19 protein-coding genes and 1 pseudogene are annotated in these 21,139 nt (G+C 48.4%); 9 read left to right on the forward strand and 11 right to left on the reverse strand.

Going from position 1 to position 21,139, the window contains the following annotated elements; genetic code table 11:
• The 3 genes and pseudogenes from SPSYN_RS02100 to pnpS form a co-directional block, all read left to right on the forward strand.
• A pseudogene (locus SPSYN_RS02100) lies at positions 1–320 on the forward strand (IS1634 family transposase); the annotation flags it as partial.
• Positions 321–450: 130 nt separating this feature from the next.
• Positions 451–1,161, forward strand: a complete 711-nt coding sequence (locus tag SPSYN_RS02105; protein WP_161820840.1) for a response regulator transcription factor — start codon at positions 451–453, stop codon at positions 1,159–1,161.
• 9 nt (positions 1,162–1,170) lie between these two features.
• Positions 1,171–2,949, forward strand: a complete 1,779-nt coding sequence (pnpS, locus tag SPSYN_RS02110) for a two-component system histidine kinase PnpS (protein WP_161820841.1) — start codon at positions 1,171–1,173, stop codon at positions 2,947–2,949.
• Between the two features lie 125 nt (positions 2,950–3,074).
• Here pnpS and SPSYN_RS02115 read toward each other — a convergent pair whose 3' ends face one another.
• The 5 genes from SPSYN_RS02115 to pstC form a co-directional block, all read right to left on the reverse strand.
• Positions 3,075–3,950, reverse strand: coding sequence for a phosphate ABC transporter substrate-binding protein (locus SPSYN_RS02115; RefSeq protein WP_161820842.1), 876 nt, complete (start codon positions 3,948–3,950; stop codon positions 3,075–3,077).
• A 64-nt stretch (positions 3,951–4,014) separates the two neighbouring features.
• Entirely contained in the window at positions 4,015–4,710 is a 696-nt protein-coding gene (gene phoU, locus SPSYN_RS02120; protein WP_161820843.1) for a phosphate signaling complex protein PhoU, read from the reverse strand.
• A gap of 13 nt (positions 4,711–4,723) precedes the next feature.
• Positions 4,724–5,485: a phosphate ABC transporter ATP-binding protein PstB gene (gene pstB, locus SPSYN_RS02125; protein ID WP_161820844.1), complete on the reverse strand. Its 762-nt coding sequence runs from the start codon at positions 5,483–5,485 to the stop codon at positions 4,724–4,726.
• Between the two features lie 25 nt (positions 5,486–5,510).
• Positions 5,511–6,359 (reverse strand): phosphate ABC transporter permease PstA, encoded by an 849-nt coding sequence (gene pstA / locus SPSYN_RS02130; protein WP_243152872.1) that lies wholly within the window; start codon positions 6,357–6,359, stop codon positions 5,511–5,513.
• A complete protein-coding gene (gene pstC / locus SPSYN_RS02135) occupies positions 6,356–7,255 on the reverse strand; it encodes a phosphate ABC transporter permease subunit PstC (RefSeq protein WP_161820845.1) in 900 nt (299 codons plus the stop codon). The genes pstA and pstC overlap by 4 nt, the downstream gene beginning before the upstream one ends.
• 407 nt (positions 7,256–7,662) lie before the next feature.
• Here pstC and SPSYN_RS02140 point away from each other — a divergent pair, with 407 nt between their 5' ends.
• Positions 7,663–8,772 (forward strand): 4Fe-4S binding protein, encoded by a 1,110-nt coding sequence (locus SPSYN_RS02140; RefSeq protein WP_161820846.1) that lies wholly within the window; start codon positions 7,663–7,665, stop codon positions 8,770–8,772.
• A gap of 160 nt (positions 8,773–8,932) precedes the next feature.
• Here SPSYN_RS02140 and SPSYN_RS15835 read toward each other — a convergent pair whose 3' ends face one another.
• Together SPSYN_RS15835 and SPSYN_RS02145 are read right to left on the reverse strand one after the other, a co-directional pair.
• Entirely contained in the window at positions 8,933–9,199 is a 267-nt protein-coding gene (locus tag SPSYN_RS15835) for a hypothetical protein (RefSeq protein WP_207708544.1), read from the reverse strand.
• Positions 9,200–9,342: 143 nt separating this feature from the next.
• The gene (locus SPSYN_RS02145) at positions 9,343–10,302 is read right to left on the reverse strand and encodes a polysaccharide deacetylase family protein (RefSeq protein ID WP_161820847.1); all 960 of its coding nucleotides are present in this window, start codon (positions 10,300–10,302) and stop codon (positions 9,343–9,345) included.
• A 539-nt stretch (positions 10,303–10,841) separates the two neighbouring features.
• Between SPSYN_RS02145 and trkA the strand changes: the two genes are divergently transcribed.
• Together trkA and SPSYN_RS02155 are read left to right on the forward strand one after the other, a co-directional pair.
• A complete protein-coding gene (gene trkA / locus SPSYN_RS02150) occupies positions 10,842–12,194 on the forward strand; it encodes a Trk system potassium transporter TrkA (RefSeq protein WP_161820848.1) in 1,353 nt (450 codons plus the stop codon).
• A complete protein-coding gene (locus tag SPSYN_RS02155) occupies positions 12,191–13,633 on the forward strand; it encodes a TrkH family potassium uptake protein (protein ID WP_161820849.1) in 1,443 nt (480 codons plus the stop codon). Before trkA ends, SPSYN_RS02155 begins: the two co-directional genes overlap by 4 nt.
• A 130-nt stretch (positions 13,634–13,763) precedes the next feature.
• On the opposite strand, the gene SPSYN_RS02160 is transcribed toward SPSYN_RS02155, so the two are convergent.
• From SPSYN_RS02160 to SPSYN_RS02170, 3 genes are all read right to left on the reverse strand, one after another.
• A complete protein-coding gene (locus tag SPSYN_RS02160) occupies positions 13,764–14,522 on the reverse strand; it encodes an NRDE family protein (RefSeq protein ID WP_161820850.1) in 759 nt (252 codons plus the stop codon).
• Positions 14,523–14,745: 223 nt separating this feature from the next.
• On the reverse strand, positions 14,746–15,192 hold the full coding sequence (locus SPSYN_RS02165; RefSeq protein WP_161820851.1) for a hemerythrin domain-containing protein: 447 nt from the start codon (positions 15,190–15,192) through the stop codon (positions 14,746–14,748).
• A 90-nt stretch (positions 15,193–15,282) separates the two neighbouring features.
• Entirely contained in the window at positions 15,283–16,476 is a 1,194-nt protein-coding gene (locus SPSYN_RS02170) for a Ger(x)C family spore germination protein (protein ID WP_161820852.1), read from the reverse strand.
• A 396-nt stretch (positions 16,477–16,872) separates the two neighbouring features.
• On the opposite strand from SPSYN_RS02170, the gene dtd reads away from it, so the two are divergent.
• Entirely contained in the window at positions 16,873–17,325 is a 453-nt protein-coding gene (gene dtd / locus SPSYN_RS02175) for a D-aminoacyl-tRNA deacylase (protein ID WP_161820853.1), read from the forward strand.
• A 99-nt stretch (positions 17,326–17,424) separates the two neighbouring features.
• On the opposite strand, the gene SPSYN_RS02180 is transcribed toward dtd, so the two are convergent.
• The gene (locus SPSYN_RS02180) at positions 17,425–18,540 is read right to left on the reverse strand and encodes a DUF5050 domain-containing protein (protein ID WP_161820942.1); all 1,116 of its coding nucleotides are present in this window, start codon (positions 18,538–18,540) and stop codon (positions 17,425–17,427) included.
• A gap of 340 nt (positions 18,541–18,880) precedes the next feature.
• On the opposite strand from SPSYN_RS02180, the gene SPSYN_RS02185 reads away from it, so the two are divergent.
• Both SPSYN_RS02185 and SPSYN_RS02190 read left to right on the forward strand, forming a co-directional pair.
• Entirely contained in the window at positions 18,881–19,195 is a 315-nt protein-coding gene (locus SPSYN_RS02185) for a putative quinol monooxygenase (RefSeq protein ID WP_161820854.1), read from the forward strand.
• A 490-nt stretch (positions 19,196–19,685) separates the two neighbouring features.
• Entirely contained in the window at positions 19,686–21,065 is a 1,380-nt protein-coding gene (locus SPSYN_RS02190) for an S-layer homology domain-containing protein (RefSeq protein WP_161820855.1), read from the forward strand.
• Positions 21,066–21,139: the final 74 nt, after the last annotated feature.

Genomic DNA, 21,139 nt, shown 5'->3' on the forward strand with positions numbered 1-21,139 from the left:
AAAGAATCTTTCGGACGATGAAAAGCAGCTTGGATTTAAGGCCGATTTATCACTGGAAAGAAGAACGTGTACGCGGACATATTTTTATCTGCTTCTTAGCTTTTGTTTTACAGGTTATGCTGGCCAAACTACTTAAAGACAGCAAGCATAGATTTAAAGATTTAATGCTTGACCTAAGGAAACTACATGCTGTTAAATTTACCATCGGTCAGGAAGAGTTTATTTTGCGCACAGAGTTAAAGGGCAATATCTTTGATATTTTTAAGGCTGTTGGTAGCAGACCGCCAAAAAGGATACTAGGATACAAATCTACCATATAAAGGAATATTGTAGTGGTACGTCTATTTGGTGTGCCCGGAAACCGTTGATATTACTGAATTCCTTTGGATAGTGCTGTCAAACTTGAGTCTGACACCAATTAACATGGGAACCTACAGCGGAGGCCTAATTATGGCATATAAGGTACTGGTTGTTGACGACGAAAAATCAATTGTCAGGCTGCTCACCTTCAATCTGGAAAAGGAAGGTTTTATAACTTTTCAGGCCGGTAACGGCGAGGAAGCCCTGCGCCTACTCAACGACCAAAAACCGGATTTGGTAATCCTTGATTTAATGCTGCCGGTAATGGACGGTCTGGAGGTCTGCCGCAGGATCCGCCAGGAGGGCCATCCGGTGGCAATAATTATGCTTACTGCCAAAGACCAGGAAATCGACCGGGTATTGGGTTTAGAGCTTGGCGCAGATGACTACATGATCAAACCCTTCAGCCCAAGGGAACTGATAGCCCGAGTCAAGGCGGTGCTCCGCCGCACCTCAGTACGTGAAGACACATCACGCCAGGAGCAACGTGAGCCCGGTGAAAAAATCAGCATTGATGGACTGGTTATTGATGCCGGCAAACATGAGGTGACCGTGAATGGGAAACCGGTAGAGGTTACCTTGAAAGAATTTGAACTGCTGTACGTTTTGGCCAGGCATGCCGGCAAAGTAATGACCCGGGACACCCTCTTGAACAACATCTGGGATTACGCTTTTGACGGCGATACCAGGATTGTTGACGTCCACGTGAGCCACCTCCGGGAAAAAATTGAGGCCAACCCCAAAAAACCGGTCTATATAAAAACGGTAAGAGGAGTGGGTTACAAATTCAAAGGGGACTAGGTACAAACAGTGTTCAAGTTTAAACGTTTAAGATGGAAATTTACCGCCACCTGTATCGGTTTGGTCATCCTGTCCGTGCTGATCCTGGGTGTTTACCTGCATCAATCGCTGGAAAAATACTACTACCATGATTTAGAAACCAGGCTGACCAACGAAGCCAGGTTAATATCCGACCTGATTGATCGGCTGCCCGATAGCTGGAACGAACCTGCCCTGGAAAATATCGCCGACCAAATGGGCAGTGACATCAAGACCCGGGTGACCATTATAGATCTTAATGGCACCGTGCTGGGAGATTCTGAAGAAGACGCCGCTAAGATGGAGAACCACCTAACCAGGCCGGAACTGCAGCAGGTCCTGACCGAGGGTTCGGGCATGGCGGTGCGTTATAGCAGCACTTTAAAAAGCGACATGATGTACGTAGCCGTCCCGGTTCAGGCCGGCGGTAAAATGACGGGCTTCGTACGTGTCGCTGTATCCCTGGCCGCAACCAGGCAGGCACTATTTAGCCTGTGGTCGATGGTGCTGCTGGCTATTTTGCTGGTGATCCTGATCACGCTGCCGGTAACCCTGCTCATCGGCAGAAAGGTAACTGAACCGCTGGGCTCCTTAATAGATTTCGCCAAGCGCATTTCCGGCGGAGATTATGACCACCGGGTAAGTATCAAAAGCAGTGATGAAATAGGTGAACTGGCTAACACCCTTGATGTTATGGCCGGTACCATTCAAGAAAAAGTACAGCAGGTTACCGAAAGTAAAAATAAATTAGAAGCAGTATTGGCCAGCATGACCAGCGGCGTCATTTTTGTCAACAAGAAAGGTCAGATCAGCCTGGTTAACCCGGCCGCCGAAAAGTTTCTTGCTTTTTTGGCCCCCAGGGATGCCGATATACCCCATGCTACTTCCATCAGGGACCCGAAACTGTCCTCGGGCATAAATGAAGCCCTGCAAACGGGTAAGCTTGTGCAAAAGCAGCTTAAAATACTCATCCCCCAGGAAATGGCCCTTGAGGTAACCATATCCCCCTTCCTGGACGAAAAAGGGCATTTAAACGGTGTTGTAGCCGTGCTCCACGACATTACCCAAATCAGAAAACTAGAAAGAATGCGCACCGAATTCGTGGATAACGTCTCTCACGAGTTAAAAACACCGGTTACCGCCATCAAAGGATTTACTGAGACGCTCCTGGATGGAGCCATGGACGAGCGCGAGACCTGCCGGGAATTTATCGGCATTATCGATCAGGAGACCGGCCGTTTAAGCAGGTTAATTCAGGATTTGCTTGATCTCTCCAGAATTGAACACAAAAGAGTTAATACCAGGCTCAAAATAGTAGACCTTTTAGCCATTGTTCGCAGCACCGCCTCTAAATTGCAGGGACATGCCGAGAATTCGGACATTGAGTTATCCCTGGACTTGCAGGAAAAAACAATGCCTGTTAAAGCGGATAGCGATATGCTGGAGCAGGTTTTATTTAACCTGATTGAAAATGCTATTAAGTACACACCGGCGCAGGGCAGGATTACGATTGAGGTTGACGAAACAGAAAAAAACTATACTGTCTGGGTACGTGATACCGGCATCGGTATCCCACCGGAAGACCGGAACAGGGTATTTGAAAGGTTCTACAGGGTGGATAAGGCCAGAAGCCGGGACATGGGTGGGACAGGTTTAGGACTCAGTATCGTTAAACATCTCATTGATTTCCACGGAGGCACCGTTGGCGTGGAAAGCACGCTGGGCCAAGGCTCCAACTTTTATTTCACCTTACCAAAGGCTAACAATTAAAAGATGGCAAGGCAGCAGTACTCAGCTCTAGCCAGCGCACAGTGTGGCCGCTTTTTGCGCAAAAAAGAGGGCATCGCTCGCTATATAAAGTAGCTTGCCATGCCCTATTAAGCCGCTCTTATTTTTTAGTCGATACGAATGTAGCCAACTTCTTCAACAATGTCCTGACCGTCAGTGCTTAATCCGAAGTCTAAGTAATCTTTGGCAATCCCTTCAGCTTCACCGACAGTATACATGTTCAGTTCGCGTACGATGGGGTACTCGCCGCTCTTAGCATTCTCCACGGTCGGTTCCACGGGGCTTTTACCCTCAGCGCTAACCGGCAAGGCTTTAACCGAACTATCTACAAAAGCCAGTCCCACATAACCAATGGCTGTTTCTTCACCTTTTATGGAGTTGGCCATCGCAGCATTAGAGGCGGCACTACGAGCGTTACCCGCAAATTCTTCGTCTTCCAGGACGCTCTCTTTGAAGTATTCGTAGGTGCCGGAGCTGCTGTCCCTGGTATAAACCAGAATTTTCGCGTCGCTTCCGCCCACGTCCTTCCAGTTGGTGATCTTGCCGGTAAAGATGTCCTTTAATTGGGCAAGGCTAAGGGACTGTACGGGGTTATCCTTGTGTACGGTAACTGCCAGGGCATCCAGACCCACAACGTATTCCTTAACTTCACCTTGGATCTGTGACTTTTCATCGTCTTTAATTTCGCGGGAGGCCATGGCAATATCAGTGGTACCATTGATCAGCGCAGCAATCCCGTTGCCGGAGCCGGTACCTGAGATGACCACATCAACTTCCGGATTTTCCGCATTAAAGGTCTCCGCCCAACCCTGGGCAATGGGTGTTACGGTGGTGGAACCGTTAACCTCTATTGAACCGCTAAATTCCGAGCCGTTTTGCTGTCTCTGTTCTTTGTTGTCTCCGTTTCCGCAGCCTACCACCAAACCGGCAGCCAGCAGTAAACTAACCAACGTTAATGACATCCGTGACCATTTTTTCAACATCCATATCTCTCCCCTTTTTAATTTTTTCAACCTGATCTTGAACCAATGCGGTTGGCTTAAAATGCTACGCTTCGGGTTGGTTGATAACTATCGTACTCATATCACCGAGTTCAAGTCTCTCCCCGGTAATCATATAGATAATCCATTCACTTAAATTAGTAGCATGGTCGCCAATGCGCTCCAAATACCTGGCAATGAACATTAAGTAGACGGATTGCGTAACCGTACTGGTATTGGTATCTCTGGTGATTAATGCAGCTAATTCAGTAAAAGTATTCTTGTATAGTTTATTAATTTCATGATCATGCCCGGCGGCCTTCAGGGCTAAAGCACGATCCTGCTGCACAAAGGCGGTCAGATTCTCGCTGACCATTTGCCGCGTCAGCTTCGCCATGCGCGGCAAATCCACCATCGGCTTGATCAATGGCTCGCTGCCGATTTTCAGCATAATTTTGCTTATATTGCGGGCATAGTCGCCCATTCTTTCCAGATCAGTGTTAATTTTAAGCGCCGTACCAATAAATCTGAGGTCACGGGCCATCGGCTGCTGCAAGGCCAGAAGTGAAAAGCACCTGTTCTCGATAGCCAGCTGCAGTTGGTCTATGTTGTCATCCTCCACAACCACCTTCTCAGCCATCTCCAGATCCTGGTACTCCAGAGCTGCTGCTGTCATATCTATGGCGTTTTCCACCAGATTGCCCATTTGCAGCATGTCATTCCTCAATTGGCTTAGCTGTTCCTGAAAAGATTCTCTAACCATACTGCATCTCCTTTTAACCAAATCTGCCGGTAATATAGTCCTCAGTTTGCTTGATCCGCGGCGCTGTAAACATCGTATTCGTCACACTATACTCGATCATTTCGCCGTTCAGGAAAAAACCGGTAAAATCAGAAACCCTTGCCGCTTGCTGCATATTATGGGTAACAATAACAATAGTATAACTGCTTTTTAACTGATGAATCAGGTCTTCCAGCTTGGCGGTTGAAATAGGGTCTAGGGCAGAGGCCGGTTCATCCATGAGGATGACCTGCGGGTCAACCGCCAGCACCCTGGCAATTACTAGCCGCTGCTGCTGCCCTCCGGATAACCCCAGCGCCGATTTATGCAGCCGGTCTTTGACCTCATCCCAGAGCGCCGCTGCCTGCAAGCTCTTTTCCACAATCTCGTTTAATTCGTCCTTGTTTTTACGGCCATGAATGCGCGGGCCATAGGCTATATTATCGTAAATAGACATGGGGAAGGGGTTAGGCCGCTGAAAAACCATCCCGACCTGCTTGCGCAATACCACCGGGTCTACCTCGGCGTCATAAATATTCTCATCATCAAGCAGCACTTCGCCCTTAATTCTGGTCCCTTCAATGACATCATTCATCCGATTTAAGGTGCGTAAAAAAGTCGATTTGCCACATCCCGAGGGGCCAATCAAGGCCGTGACCGTGTTTTCCTTAACAGGGAAACTGACATTAATTAATGCTTGAAAGCCTTTGTAATACAGGTTGAGGTTCCTGGTTTCCATTTTATTTTTATCTCCCATTTGATCACCCTTTAACACATTTTCATTACCGCAAACGTTTTAGCCTCATCCTCGTGCGTATAACCACCGCCACCAGATTCATCGCCCCCACGATGGCCAGCAGCACCAGCGCCGCCCCAAAGGCCATATGCTGAGATACGTTGGGCACTTCCGTGGATATCGCATAGAGGTGGTACGGCAGCGCCATCACCTGGTCATAGATGGAATCAGGCAGCCGGGGGGTATAAACCACCGCCGCGGTGAACATAATCGGCGCTGTTTCACCCGCTGCCCGGCCAATACCAAGGATAGTCCCGGTTAGTATAGCCGGTAACGCTACCGGCAGCACCACGCGGCGCACGGTTTGCCATTTGGTGGCACCCAGGGCCAGGCTGGCGTAGCGATAGCTGTCCGGCACCGCCAGCAACGCTTCTTCGGCAGTGGAAATAATGATTGGCAGGGTTAAAATACCCAGCGTCAGCGCGCCGACAGCCAGGGAGCGCCCCAGGCCCAGCGTCAGCACGAACATGCCCATGCCAAACAGGCCATATACCACCGACGGCACACCGGCCAGGTTGATAATCGCTATCCTAATCAACTTGGTAAAAACATTCTCCCCGGCATATTCGACTAGGTAAATAGCCGTGCCAATGCCCAGCGGCATAGCCACCATTATGGTCCCTACCGTCAGCGCCAAGGTACCGATAATAGCAGGATAAATCCCGCCCTCGGTCAAAAACTTGCGCGGTGGCTGCGTTAAAAACTCCCAGGTCAGCGCCGGCCAGCCTTGCCAGACCAGATAGCCGATTATGGCCAGCACAGGGACAACCGCCAGAAAAGTTAGCACCGCCAGCGCTCCGAAACCAGCTTTCTCCTTTAACCTTTTATTCATCATAATGACGTGCCTCTCTTAACTGAAGAAGTTCTGGTAAAAATAAGGTCTGTGATCAAGTTAATGACAAAGGTAATGGTAAATAATACCACACCTAGCCCAAACAACGCCTGGTAATGCAGCCCGCCCTGGACCGTTTCCCCCATTTCCGCAGCAATGCTAGCTGTGATGGTACGCACCGGGTCAAAAATGAAATGGGGAATAATCATGGCATTCCCGGCCACCATTAACACCGCCATCGTTTCGCCAATGGCCCGGCCCAGTCCCAACATCGAGGCAGCCATTAAACCGGAACGGGCACTGGGCAGCACAATTTTAACGGTCGTTTCCCACTTGGTTGCCCCCAGAGCCAGTGAAGCCTCCCGATACTCCCGGGGTACTGCATCCAGGGCATCTTCGGAAATGCTAACCACCGTAGGCAGCGACATGATGGCCAGGACCAGCGCGGCGGTAAAGGCGGTAAGTGCGCTGGGCAGGTTAAGCAAATCCTTAATTACCGGCGCCAGCACCGTCAAGCCCAAAAAACCGTAAACCACCGAGGGAATACCGGCCAGCAGTTCAATGACAGCTTTGGCCACTTCACGAACACTGCGCGGCGCCACCTCGGCCAGATAGACTGCTATACTAATACCGGCTGGAATCGCCAGCATACCGGCGCCCAGGGTTACGATTATCGAGCCTATGATCATCGGCAGCGCCCCGAAAAAAGGCGTTTCAGAAACCGGCAGCCATCTAGTGCCCAGAATAAAGTTCGTCACGCCTACGTTACTAAAGACACCAAGGCCTTCCCGGAATAACAGGGAAAAAATCAGGAAAAGAAGCAATATCGAAGTTCCCGCAATTAAACCGAAAAAATACTTAATGCCTTTTTCATAGTAATTAGACAGCCTTGTTTCCATTGGAGCCTCCATACTACACATAATCATGATTAACTGCCCTAACTCCAACCTTTACTAACTTCATGTCTACTTTAGCAAATAATTGTTAATATCAAATTAACTGTTTGTAAGATTTGTAAACGCTATATATAATTTTCATTAATAAATGTAATAAAAAAAGGCAACCTTTTTGGCTGCCCCTGCTCTGCAGGCCCCGGCAAAAAACCGTTGTTTCTTAGCTATTTTTAACAAAAAAATTCTCCTGCCATGATTTACTTAATCTTTTACGAAACCTATAGCTAGCTGTTATAATAGATTTGTTGTATTTTAACTGTTAATAAAGTACTAAATTATTGACTGGAAATAGAAATATTCTCTGCAGCCTCAGCTGCGGGATGACATGAAATAAATACAATGGAGGCTCATCAATGGGGCATTTGGTGCATAACAAAGACGAGGTTTACCGGCTATTGGCCGAACGACTAAACAGAAACCCGGTGGGGACGCCTATAAACGAGACCCTGATGGCTATCCTGCACCGCCTTTACACTGAATCCGAGGCCATGGTGGGCAGCAAATTTCCCATGGTACCGATAGCATTGGGTAAAATCGCCAGGCTTACCGACATTGAGGAAGGGCAACTAAAAATCATCCTCGACGGCATGGCGGAAAAAGGCTTGGTGCTGGACATTCCTCGCAAGGATTCTTATTATTACATGCTGGTCCCGATGGTAGTGGGTTTCTTTGAGTATACCTTCATGCGGGTACAGGATAGCGTAAAACTAAAAGATTTAGGTGAGCTCTTTCAAGCTTACTTCAACCACCCGGAGGTCAGGGAAGAATTCGCGGGTAAAGATACTAAAATGATGCGCACCCTGGTTTACGAACAGGTGATCCCGGTAGCCGTAGAAACCGAGGTGCTTACGTACGAAAGGGCCAGTGAAATTATCCGACAATCCGGCGGAGGAGCTATTTCTGTCTGCCCCTGTCGCCATGAAGCAGCTCACCTGGGCAAGTCCTGCGGAGCTCCCCTGGAGGTCTGCACCTCACTGGGCAGCGCTGCGGAATGGATTATCCGCAGGGGTTTGGGCAAACCGGCCACGGTGGATGAACTACTACAGGTACTGTCTGAAACTGAAAAGCTTGGTCTGGTGCATAACTGCGATAACGTGCTGAACAAACCTGCTTACATTTGCCACTGCTGCGGGTGCTGCTGCGTAATTTTAACCGGCATCAATAAGACCGGCCAATACGCCACCCAGCCCAGCAACTTCATGCCGGAATTTAACCAAGAAACTTGCAGCGGGTGCGGGATTTGCGCCGAGCACTGCCAAATCAAGGCCATGACCATGCAAGTGCATAGCAGCGGTGCGGAGTTGCCGGTAGTAAATCAAGCAACCTGCTTAGGATGCGGAGTATGTGCCTCGGCCTGCCCCAGCGGCGCGTTAACCATGACCCGCCGCGAGGTACTGCACGTTCCGCCTGCTAATGCCCAAGAAAAGTTCTCTAGGATAGCCCGGGAAAAAGGCAGGGCTTAACAGCTAAGTAGCTTCATCAACAACTCGACATTGAAGCCCCATGGAGATGGACTTTTTGACGTTCCTAATATGAATTGATTGTTCCTATGGCCTGGGAACATATTGCACAACAGGTGGCAGATTTTCTTGTTTTGCGGGATATAAGGTATCTCATTTTATTTCATTTATCGACTTTACATTTACAGGTAATCCATTGTTCACCACATAACGGGCATTGCTCCACACAACAATTTAAATGGTGATATTTCCCCAGTGGTGTTCCGCAATCCCGGCAGTTGGGTTCAGGTGTTATTTTATACAGCTCCCATGCCGCCTCCTTGCCGTAAGGGAGCGGTAGATATTCTATCCCTTTAATTTTCATGGGTCTTAACATACATCCCTTGGGGCTTTGGTGAGTCCTCTTACAAGCTTTGCACTGACGTATCATAATAAAACCTCCTCGTCAATTAATTAGCCTGTAGTCTACAGGTGAAAACCGCCCTGTTATGATGCTTTCCGGACAATGCCGGCTTCCGCCGAGGTCATGGACAAGCAGTATGGCCTGTCATGCTATTCTTCTTAAACCCAATCTCAAATGGGCAACAGTTCATCCAGCTTCACCAGCGTATAGCCGGCAGCCCTTAGCCCGGTGATAATCTCCGGCAAGGCACTGACTGTCTGGTAGCCTCCCACATGCATTAAGACAATACCCTTAGCCGAGGCATTGTTCAGCACCCTGTCGATGAGGTACTGCTCGGTAACCTGGACGCCATTCATCGCTTCGGCCCAGTCATGGGAGTCTACGGTCCACATCACGGTATATGCGTAGCCCTGCTGCCCCAGCACATTGAGCAGCGTGTTATTGTATTCACCGAAGGGAGGCCGGAACAAATAAGGCGTATAGCCTACCATGTTCTTGATGATCCCGGTCGTTTCGGCAATATCTGCGGCCATCTGCTCTTTGGTCATACTCGCCATGTGGCCATGAGCCAGTGAATGGTTACCGATTAAGTGTCCCCGTTCGAAAATTGCTCGGACAAGATCAGGATGGTCCTTGGCCCAACCCCCTCTTAAAAAGAAAGTGGCCTGAACCTGATGTTGCGCCAGTACATCCAGCAGCTGCATGGTTTGGGCATACTCCCAGCCTGCATCAAAGGTTAAGGCAATTGGTTTGCCCCCGGAGCTGCTGATACCACTCCAAACTAGTTTAGAAGCTGTTCCTTCCAGGTCTGTATTATTGTTGGCCACCGGAGCCGGAACGGGATTTTCCACCGGGATCGGAGCTGGTGTTGCAGCAGGCTCCAGTACCGGGGTTGGTTCTTCTGCCGGAGCCGGCTCAGTCTGTGGCTCAAGTTCTAGCTCTACTGGAGGTGCAGGTTTTAAACCGGGCTCTGCTGATGTCCCCTGCGGGATATCAGCGTTTGGTTCAGGAGTGCCGCAGCCCCAAATTAGAATAATTAGCAAGCTTAATAAGAGTATGGAAAAGATTAGTTTTCTATTGACACTGTAGTCAGACCGCTTTTTGCTTTTTCTTTTTGCCTTTTGTTGCACTTCAATATACACCTCATTTAATGAAGCAGTTCGACATTATTTTACCACCTTTCCATGATAACCAGCAATCTAATCATGGTATTTTAAGCAAAACCATTTGAAAAGAAAATTCTTTTTGCACCATTATAATTTGGAAACCTAAATATCTAATTCAACATGTAAATAGGTCTATCAGTCTTTTCTTAGCCGTACATCGTATATCAAAACTACTCAAGCTCAAGTGCCATATTTATCCCAATAGAGTGCTGGAGACAATCTACGCGCTATTTTCAATAAATATTAGCGATATTCCTTGGATAATAAAGCTTTGGTAAGCTTCGGTCTAGTAGTATAATAGCAGGAAATTGGAAACCGGCGATGACGAATATACGGCATCCAAAAATTAAATATTGAGCAAGGGTGAAGCGGCAGGAGAGATGTATATGTATTTACCTGGTTAGAGAAATTAAATATGAACCATTAAATGTTTACACTAATGAATAGATGTAGCCACACGCGCTGCCATACCAACACTATGGACCTACTAATGAGGTGCAATCATGAAAACCACTCTTATCGGGGCAGGTAAAATAGGCAAGGAAATAGCCGTGCGCTTACTGCAAGAAGGGCACGACCTGGTAATCATTGAAAAAAGCGAAGCGAGACTGCAAAAAATTGAAGAGGATTTTGATTGCCTTTGTATCAGGGGTAATGGTTCAACCGCTAAAATCCTCAGCTCACCCGACGTAGCCAAATCCGACCTGCTAATTGCGGTAACCAACAGCGACGAAGTCAACATGATCGCCTGCATGACGGCCAAACAATTGGGTATACCACGCACCGTCGCCCGCATCAGGGACCCGGATTATGCCCAAAATTTAATCATCAGCAAAGAAGCGTTGGGTATTAGCCTGATCATTAACCCGGAATTCGCGGCAGCGGTAGAAATTAACCGTTTCCTCACCATGGCTTTGCCGGTGCATATGGAACCCTTTGCCAGAGGCAAGGTTCAGCTGGCAGATATAACTGTAAGCGAGAGCATGTCGTTATTAGTGAACAAAAAACTGATGGAGCTGGATATTCCCCCTTCACTGCTCGTTGTAGCGATATCCCGCAACGGCAGCATGCTTATCCCCACCGGCCAGGATGTTGTTTTACCCGGTGATACCATCTACCTGCTGGGACATGCAGACGCGATCAATAAGATTTGCGCCAGGGTGAAAAAGAAACGCGTCCGGGTACAAAACGTGATGCTCCTGGGCGGTGGGCGCATCGGTTTTTATCTGGCTAAAAGGCTTTGCGCTCAGGGCATGAAGGTAAAGCTCATTGAACAGGACAGCGAGCGTTGCCGGGAGCTGGCCGAGCAGCTACCCGAAGCCTTCATCTTGTGTGCAGATGGCTCGGATTTGGAGCTGCTGAGCCATGAAGGCGTTAAGGATATGGATGCCTTTGTCTCCGTTACCGGTCTCGACGAAGAGAATTTATTGCTGGCCTTACTGGCTAAGCAAATGGGTGCAAAAAGGGTGATCGCCAAGGTTAGCCGCCCCGGGTATGCGCCCCTGGTTGAACAGCTGGGTGTAGACTACGCCATCAGCCCCCGTCTGATCACGGCCAGCGAGGTACTGCGGTTTATTAAAGGCGGGCGCCTGCTCTCCCTTTCCCTTCTGCTCAATGAAAAGGCCGAGGTCCTTGAATTAATCGTTCAGCCTGACAGCAAAATCGTCGGTCGACCCTTGCACAAAGCCGGACTGCCGGCCGGCATGATCATTGGCACCATTATGCGGGACCACAAGATAATTATCCCTAAAGGGAATGATATCATCAAGGAGCATGACCGCTTAGTGGTCTTTGCTCTTTGTCATAACGTAAACATTATTGAAGCCATGTGTGGACTGGGAGGAGTTTCGGCTTGAACAGGCCACTAGTCTTACGCGCACTCGGCCTGGTGCTGCTCTTTGAAGCGGGCTCCCTGCTGCCTGCCCTGGGCATTGCCCTTTATCTTCAGGAAAAGGCTTATCTCGCCTTTGTCCTAACCATCCTGCTCCTGACGTTTGTTGGCCTGCCCTTATCACGCCGGCAGATTCCCGTAAGCGATGTCGGGTACCGGGAAGGTTTTGTGATTGCCTCGGCCAGCTGGCTGCTAATGGCCTTGTTTGGAGCACTGCCCTATCTGGTCAGCGGGGCTATTCCGGGGTTCATCGACGCCCTTTTTGAAGCCATGTCCGGCTTTACCACCACCGGAGCAACCGTGTTAAAAGATATTGAAAGCCTGCCCAAGAGCATACTGTTCTGGCGCAGCACCACCCACTGGCTGGGCGGTATGGGCATCATCGTGTTAACTCTGGCGCTGATTCCTTCTTTAAAAATTGCCGGCCTGAAGCTATTTCGGGCTGAAGTGCCGGGGCCGAACAAAAGCAAGGTACTGCCCCGGGTCGCTCAGACCGCCCGGGAATTATACAAACTGTATATTATCGTCACTGTCGCCTGCCTTGTCGCCTTAAAAATAGCCGGCCTAAATTGGTTCGACTCTTTTATCCACACCTTTAGCTGCGTAGGCACCGGTGGTTTTTCCAATTATAATGCCAGTACAGGCGCTTTAAATAACCCGGCGGCCGAGTATATCATGATCTTTTTCATGTTCATCTGCGGCATGAACTTCACCTTGCACTATCATGCGATACGGGGCAATTTCAGCCCTTTGTGGAGAGATCCCGAAACCAAACTGTACCTGGCCGTGACCTTAACCGCCTGCCTATTTATCAGCATTAACCTAGTATCAATGCTAGGCTATTCTGTGGGCACAGCGCTGCGCCAATCCGCTTTCCAAACGGTATCAATTTTAACCACTACCGGCTTAACCACCGCCGACTATACCCTGTGGCCGACCTTCAGCCAGGGGGTAATTTTTCTGCTCATGTTTATCGGCGGTTGTGCCGGTTCCACCGCGGGCGGCATCAAAAACGTGCGTTACTTAATTTTGGCCAAAAGTGCCTTCCGCCAGGTGGCCAAACTCATCCACCCCAAGGCGGTCATCCCGGTGCGCCTGGGCCGCAGTGTAATATCGGAGGAGCTGGTGGAAAATGTGCAATCTTTCTTTTTTTTGTACTTCGGACTGCTGTTTCTCTGCACCCTAATGATTACGGCCATGGGCGTGGACCTGTTCAGTGCCTTATCGGCTGTGGCAAGCTCCCTGGGCAATGTCGGGCCAGGTTTTGGCATGGTAGGTTCGACCGCAAATTATACGGCCATTCCAGAAGCAGGGCGACTGCTGTGTGCCATCTGCATGCTGATAGGCCGTCTGGAAATCTATACGATACTGGTCTTCTTCAGTGCCCGGCTGTGGCGTTCTTAGAAGTTAGCAGGCAAGCTATATAATTATCTTAAGCGCACTGGTCAGGACTTGACCACTTCTTGAAGGCAAGGGGTTACTATGACGCGGAGTAGATTGATACAGTTTAGGAAGGCGGCCCAAATACCGTTATTTACTGCAAATTAAAGAAAAAGGAGGATTGCTGCCATTTGTCCTCACCCACTGAGGATTTCTCATAAAACTGCACTTCTCCACCGGTTCTAATCAAGATGACGGTTTGAAATTGGGTGCCGTAGTTAGAGATGTCAACATAAATAGATGACAAAGCTCTCTCTTTTTCCAGGGTAAGCCCGGTCCGGGGCAGCTGTTCATCCGGAGTCACTTCTCTATCCGCTAATATATCAAAGAGCTGTTGGACGGAAAAATCAGTAGCCAAGAGACAGATTAAGCGTTCCTTGGCTTTGGTTACTTTAAACCAGGGAGTGTCCAGCAAAGCATTGCTTAACCCATACACCCCCGGCTGCAGCAGGCGAATTTGGTTTTCCATATTAGAATAGTAATATAGCTCATGGGGTGTACCCACGATTAAGTTAAAAGGATCATAAGCACTGCGCTGTACATGGACATTTTGCAGGTAAGCAAGTGGTGGAATGGACTTAATTAAAAAATCCCGGGTTAAGGCGCCTCTGGAAAGGGTAGAACTTCTAGGTAGAGAAAAATCCCGGTAGTTAGTGACAAAAGCCAAGCGTCCTTCTCTGGTAATGCCGGTCCAGGTCCCGCCTTTAACTAAATCAATCCCGGCCAGCAGATTCGGGTAAGAGGGCCAGAAATGAGCGGCACGAGCAGGCCTGTCTTTATATTCATCCCGATTGCCAAGGAATATAAAATCATAATCGGGATGAAACTTATATGCCATAAGCAGTGTACACATGCTTCTCACCTCGTAATTTATCAAGAAAAGCACGCCCACTCGGTTCTCTCTGCGAGTGCTTTTCAGTACTTTAATCCTTAGCAAGTATAAAAAAGCACCCCATTGCCGGCCTGGCTATGAGGCAAAACACCGAAGGCGAACCTGGTAACTGGCTTGTCATCATGGCACTACCAAGCTGACTGCATCCATCCCGATCAAGGGAGTAGACACCGAGTGATGCGCTTTATGGTCGTTTTATATTACAAGCTGGATTGGCATTCAACAAGTCGACCAGTTCTTTATTCTCAGTCTCAATGCGCGCTGAAATTTTATCCAATAAGTCAGTTGTATCCAGGGCAAACTTCGGTATGTCTTCTCTGATGGTATTGGGATTACCGATATACTGTTTAATATATGCAGTGAGTTTTTGGGCCAGTCCGCCCATTTCTTCTATTAATGTACCGGCGGTTTCCTTGGTATAGTCATTATCGCTGGCTTGTAGGCAGGGGTAAAGAAATTCATCCTCGAACTTCAGGTGCGAGTGAAGGGCATGATTTAGCTGACCCAGTCTTAAGGCGATCAGCAGGGTATTTTCAAAAATATCTTCTACTGAATAAACATCCTCCCTTAACTCCCTGATAATAGCAATGATCTCATCATGCTGCTCCTTGATTTTCTCAGTATATATCATAATCACCCCGGTTCAAAAATTCTTTTGATTTAACTATTGAATATTATAATATATCAGCCTCTAAATTGTAATATGAAGTTGGAGTGTGTTTTATTCTGCCTGCACACTTGCCGGTGCGGTTAATAGTCCAATCTCCCGCACGTGTGCTTCCACGGTAATATTAACCCCCGCTCGTGAAAATTCCTCGTCCCAGTTGTTTTGCAGTTTCAGCCAATCCTTTTTGTATTTTCGGTGGAAAGCTTCCCCAAAGCCAAAGATGTCAACGCCGTACTCCCACTGTGCTTTCTCCAGTGTAATGATACATCTATTCTTAATTTCTTCGCTCATGGCACTTTCCAGGGCGTTACTGTGCTCGGGTGTAGCTAAATTCACCCGGCTTTGCTGTTCCACCATGTCACCTTCTACATAAATCTTGACATTAAAACAGAGATTCTCCCCGTCATATTCCGGCTCGATTTTCGTACTACTCCGCCTGATCTCAATGGATACCTCGCGCTCCGGTTCACCCGGGCTGGGCACAGTAATTGCACCCTTTTGGGCCTTTCCCTTAAGCCAGAGCAGTCCCCTGGTTTCATTTGGATCGAGCCAGCCGATCAGCCTATCCTCTTTAAATACTCCTACGCCGGAGAGTTCTACACCTTGCTGGGCAGGTGCTTTTCCTTCCGCCCCGGGGCCGCGGGCTTCCGCCACCTCTTTTACGGCCACTGCGGTAACTACCGGCTGCACTCCTTTATTTGACAGCATTGCGCCATATTCCCAAAGATGCACGGAAAAACCGGTTTCCATCCTGGTTAAAAAGCCCACCGCCTGGGCAGAAGTATGGGAAAGCCAGGGCTGGGCTTCCAGCACTTTTTTGGCCTCTCCCCTGGCAACCATGAACCACATGATTTCCCGTGGCTGCCTAAAGCGGGTAAAGAAATTGGTCACCAGGCTGGTGCCTTGCCTGGCCATCTCTTCCCCGATCACTAAAATTACGCTGTGGCCCCAATAGATCTCACGGGGAACCTTCATGGCCAGGTAGCGTTCAGCATCCTGAATGGTTTTGCCCTCTGCCCAGACCACCCAGGCCGGGGCTTGTGTACCACCAACTCCCGCTTCTCCACCGGCAATAAAGGCACCCGGACTGGCAATCTGCACGGTTAGCCGAATCTGCCCATCTTCCGTCCAATCAACCCCAGTACCCAGCACAATGGCTTCCTCGACTATTTCGCTGCGGCTCCAGCAGCCTCCCATTAGGGCAGATAAGCTAAACACCAGCAACAGGATGATAATTTTTTTGTTCATTTACTTGGCCTCCTTTTCCACTGGCCAAAGCAACGCTTAATAAAAGCAACAACGGCAGCCATTTTTCCATCCCTTAATGAAAAAGTTAGATTTATTGGCTATTGTTTACTGGGATAGTGATAATTATGTAGGCCAGTTAATTTATACCCGGGGTAATTCAGCTATCACACCTTACCCGGCTGCAGATGGAGCTATAGCTGCCGGCCACAGGCCCGCATTGGTTTGAGACCGTTACTTTGGTTTATTGGCAGAAGATCCAGGTATGCCTTTTTCAGTAAAATTTTCTGTAATATAATAGTATTGTTCGACAATTAAATGCACGAATATGTTATATACAAATCAATCGGGGTGCTAAAATTATAGATAACCTGGCCGACCAGGGAAAAGGAGATTAAGATGCGCGCAGTTATACAAAAGGTAAAAAAGGCACAGGTGGTAGTTGATGGACAGGTTGTGGCGCAAATAGCCGGAGGTTTACTGGTGCTGGTAGGTATCGGCAGCACCGACACAACCGACGCAGCCGATTATTTAGCCAACAAAATCATCGAGTTGAGGATTTTTGAAGATGACGCGGGAAAAATGAATTTGTCCCTGCGAGATATCCAGGGTGAGCTGCTGGTGGTTTCGCAGTTTACCTTATACGGGGACTGCCGCAAAGGCAAGCGACCCTCCTTTTCAGGGTCCGCCCGGCCAGAAACCGCCAGGACTCTTTACCATTACTTGCTGGATAAGCTCAGCAGTTTGGGCATTGCCCGGGTGCAAGCCGGTATTTTTGCCGCCCATATGGATGTGGAGCTGGTTAATGATGGCCCCGTTACCATTCTGCTGGATAGCGATAAAACCTTTTAACCACTTCAGTGTTCGGCCAGGGCGTCCTGCCTTAAACTTCATGGTGACATTTGAGGCCGGCAGCAGAGGACCCAATATAGCGCATGCCCCCAGCTGAGCTTACTGTACCAGATCCTTATCCCGGCCGCCATAAGTGCGGACCCGGTTGAGCATGCCGCCATCCCGGTCGTTCAGATAATAAATCCAGCCTCCTAAGACGTTAACACACAGCGACGCCTCACGATTGAGCAGGGCGCGCTGGCTGCCGTCGGTGCGAATTTTATACAGCTTGTTGCCGTCACTGGAGTTGGTATAATAAATCCAGTCCCCGGACACATTGAGACCGGCTGTCCGATCAATATTCAGGCGGGTACGCTCACTGCCGTCAGGGCGGATTTTATAGATGCTATTGCCATCACTGGCGTTGGCATAATAAATCCAGTCCCCGGACACGTTGATAAAGGTTGAGTGATCTTTATTGATCCGGGTGCGCTCGCTGCCGTCAGGGCGGATTTTATACAGCCTCCCGCTGTCACTGGCGTTGCTGTAATAAACCCAGTCCCCAGCCACGTTGATGAATGTTGTTTGCTCTTCATTGAGCCGGGTGCGCCCGCTGCCGTCGGTGCAGATTTTATAGAGCCTGCTGCCATCACTGGCGTTGCTGTAATAAATCCACTCCCCGGCAACATTGATGAAGCTTATATCATCATTGTTGAGCTGGCTGCGCTGGTTGCCGTCGGTGCGAATTTTATACAGTTTGTTGCCATCGCTGGCGTTCACATAATACAGCCAGTCACCCGCCACATTGATAAAGGTTGATTTATCGTCGTTGATTCGAGTGCGCCCGCTGCCGTCAGCGTTAATTTTATAAAGCCGCAAGCCGGCGCTGGGATTCATATAAAAAACTCGGTCCTCCTGCTGAGCCACCAGGCCCCCATTGACAATATTATTGCCCTGGTGGATAGTCACGGCAGCCTCTTTGACCAAGTCCTCAACCGGCAGATGGACAAGGTTACCACCTTTCAGTCCACTGCCCACCTTCCAGGCGGTCAACCCGGCGCCAATCAATAACACCAAGACCACCAGGGTCATCCAGGTCCTGGACTTAGGCGCCGGTGCCTGAGCAGGAGAACCTGCACCGCCGTTCCTTGCTCCACCGCCATCAAGCTGCGCACCGCAATGCTTACAGAAACGGCTATTGTCATCTATCTCTTGGCCGCAATTTTTACAAAACATATCCTAATCACCGCTTTCTCTGCTCATGATACCATAAGATGGTAGCATATTCATACATTTAATTCAAGCCGGTTCATTTTCATCATCACCCGAGCCGCCAAAACCGAACAATGCTAAAATAACGGTAATCCTGCCGCGATTTAGGGGTCATTGGAATTAAATTCATAAATAAATCTCAGCTGCGATTCCCAACAAGCTTACCATAGATTTCAGTTGCTACCTATGGTTGAATCATAATGGGTGTATTGCCCGCATATAAAGTTTTTATATTTAGAAAATAAGGTTTTATCTTTTTTTGTAGTATGCTAAGTATGTAACTATTTTGGGGAGGGGCATTTATATGATTACAGCTATTGCCAAAGTAATCGCTAAACCGGGCATGGAACGGTTGATGAATGAAGTTCTTATATCCCTGGCTAAAGAGACCCAGGAAAATGAACAAGGTTGTATAAAGTACACGCCATATGTTTCCTCAGAAAATCCTTTGGAAGTAATGATTGTCGGACAATATATCAATGAGGAAGCTTTAGAAGCCCACAGACAGTCTCCTCATTTTCAGGTCGTTAAAGAGAAATTACCTGAGTTCGTACAAGAGAAGGATAATGATGTCCTGGATGGGGAGCTGCTCGTACACATCTATAAAGAACTTGCTTAAACAGCAGTCTTGAATTAGATGCAGATAGACAAAGCGAGGACCGCCTAGGGCACCACACGCTTTAGGGCTTTACTACTTGATGGAAAACTTTGCCCGGTATAAAAATCCGCTAGGCAGAACACTGGCTTAATTAACCAGTTCCTGTCTACCGGATTTTCTTTTTACACCTGGCTGTACCTGGAATAGCCCGTAATCTGGCCAAAGCGCCATGACCGACCTAAGATTGTCCTTGCTTATATTCCCAGGGGGAGATGTTTGCTCCGCCTTTTGCATTTGTTATCCATAGTATTCAACGCAGCGAAAGCCTGATAATTATTACTCTTTTAATTAGCAATTGTGGTAAAATAATCATATAGAAGTCTACCAAACTCCTGCATAGCATAAGGGCAAAAAAAACCGGCTAAGCTTTATCCATGAGCCGCTTATACTGCCTGGGGGCTTGGTATTGTTCCGGATTTGCATCAATAAAGCCAAAAGGGAGGTTTGACACTTGAAAAGGATCACGCTATTCCTGATCACAGGACTGCTGCTTATAACATCATCGATAAGTGCTGCCTGGGCCGTGCCGGACAATGCAGCAAAGGCAGGGAGCCAGGACAAGACCATTGCAGACAGCGAAATTCAGATGATGGGTAACAAGTTTAAGGATGCTGCAAATCTTTGGTGCAGTGCTTCCATTCAGCAGATGGCAGATGTAGGGCTGATCAGCGGCTACACTGACGGCAGTTTCAGACCGCACAAAAACGCAAGCCAAGCAGAGATGATTACTCTGCTGATGAGATTGGTGGAACTCAATGGCACTGCCGGCGAGGCTACGGACAGTATCCAGCTGCAGGCAGTGCCTGGCTGGGCTAAAACTGCGGTGCAGCAAGCTGTCGCTTTAAAAATAATCAGCCTGGACCAGTTCCAGCCTGACCAGCCGGCCACCCGGTTGCAAACCTGTTTGGCGTTGGCCAAAGCGCTGGAGGCCAAGGGTTTGTTGGAGCCGGTTAAATACGCCAGTCCAACCTTTGCGGATAGTTCAATGATCGACGAGGATGATTTAAAATACATTATAGCTATGTACCAGGCAGGCTATATTAATGGTACACCTGGCAATAAATTCCTACCCCAGAATGGCATCACCAGGGGCGAAATGGCTGCCATTATGGCCAGAATTCAGGTCGATTTAGAACAGGAAGATGATGGCGAAACTGCTCAAGCCGCCCAGTCCGAACTAGAAAGCTACCTGTTGAGCCATCATGCCGCCATTAAATATATACCGGTGGAAAAACTCACGCTGGACGGCGGTGCTGACCGGGCCGAGGTGAAGGTCTATGTGAACCTGGTCACTTATGCGGATGAGTGGGATGATTTAGAGAAAAATTATATCAAAAATTGGTTGAATTACCTGATCCGCGATATCCACAACAAGTTAGCCAAGCAGACTGTCGTTAAGTGCGAAATTATCAATACCCACAACAATGACACGGTGATTAGATATGTTAAAAAAGGAGCCGGCGACCTGGCGGGAAATTATAACGACCTTTCGGTGAATGATGTGTTTGAAGTTGAGGCTAAAGTAGACGGCGATAGATTTGATATCGGCGGTATCACTTTCGCGGTTGTTTTTATTAACTACGCCGAGAATGATGAAATTACCGTTGATTTAGCGGCCTTAAAATATTTTATCACCAGCCCCTGGGATGTAATGAAAAGCGATGACATTAAAGATAATGTGGTCGGCATCTGTGAAAAGATCGCCGCAGAATTTTATCGCCTGGCTGATGTTGAGCCCACAACCGTTACCATTAGTTTTTATGATCATAAATCACAGCTGATTAAAAGCTATAAATATGACATCGGCAAAGAATTGCTGGTTAGATTATAAGGGATTGAATGGAAGCAGCAATGGGGATAGCCTGAAGAATGGCTATCCCCTTATTATTGTGAGATAAGCTTCCA

Origin of the sequence: Sporotomaculum syntrophicum (genome assembly GCF_009932395.1) — a bacterium.
Classification (GTDB): domain Bacteria; phylum Bacillota; class Desulfotomaculia; order Desulfotomaculales; family Desulfallaceae; genus Sporotomaculum; species Sporotomaculum syntrophicum.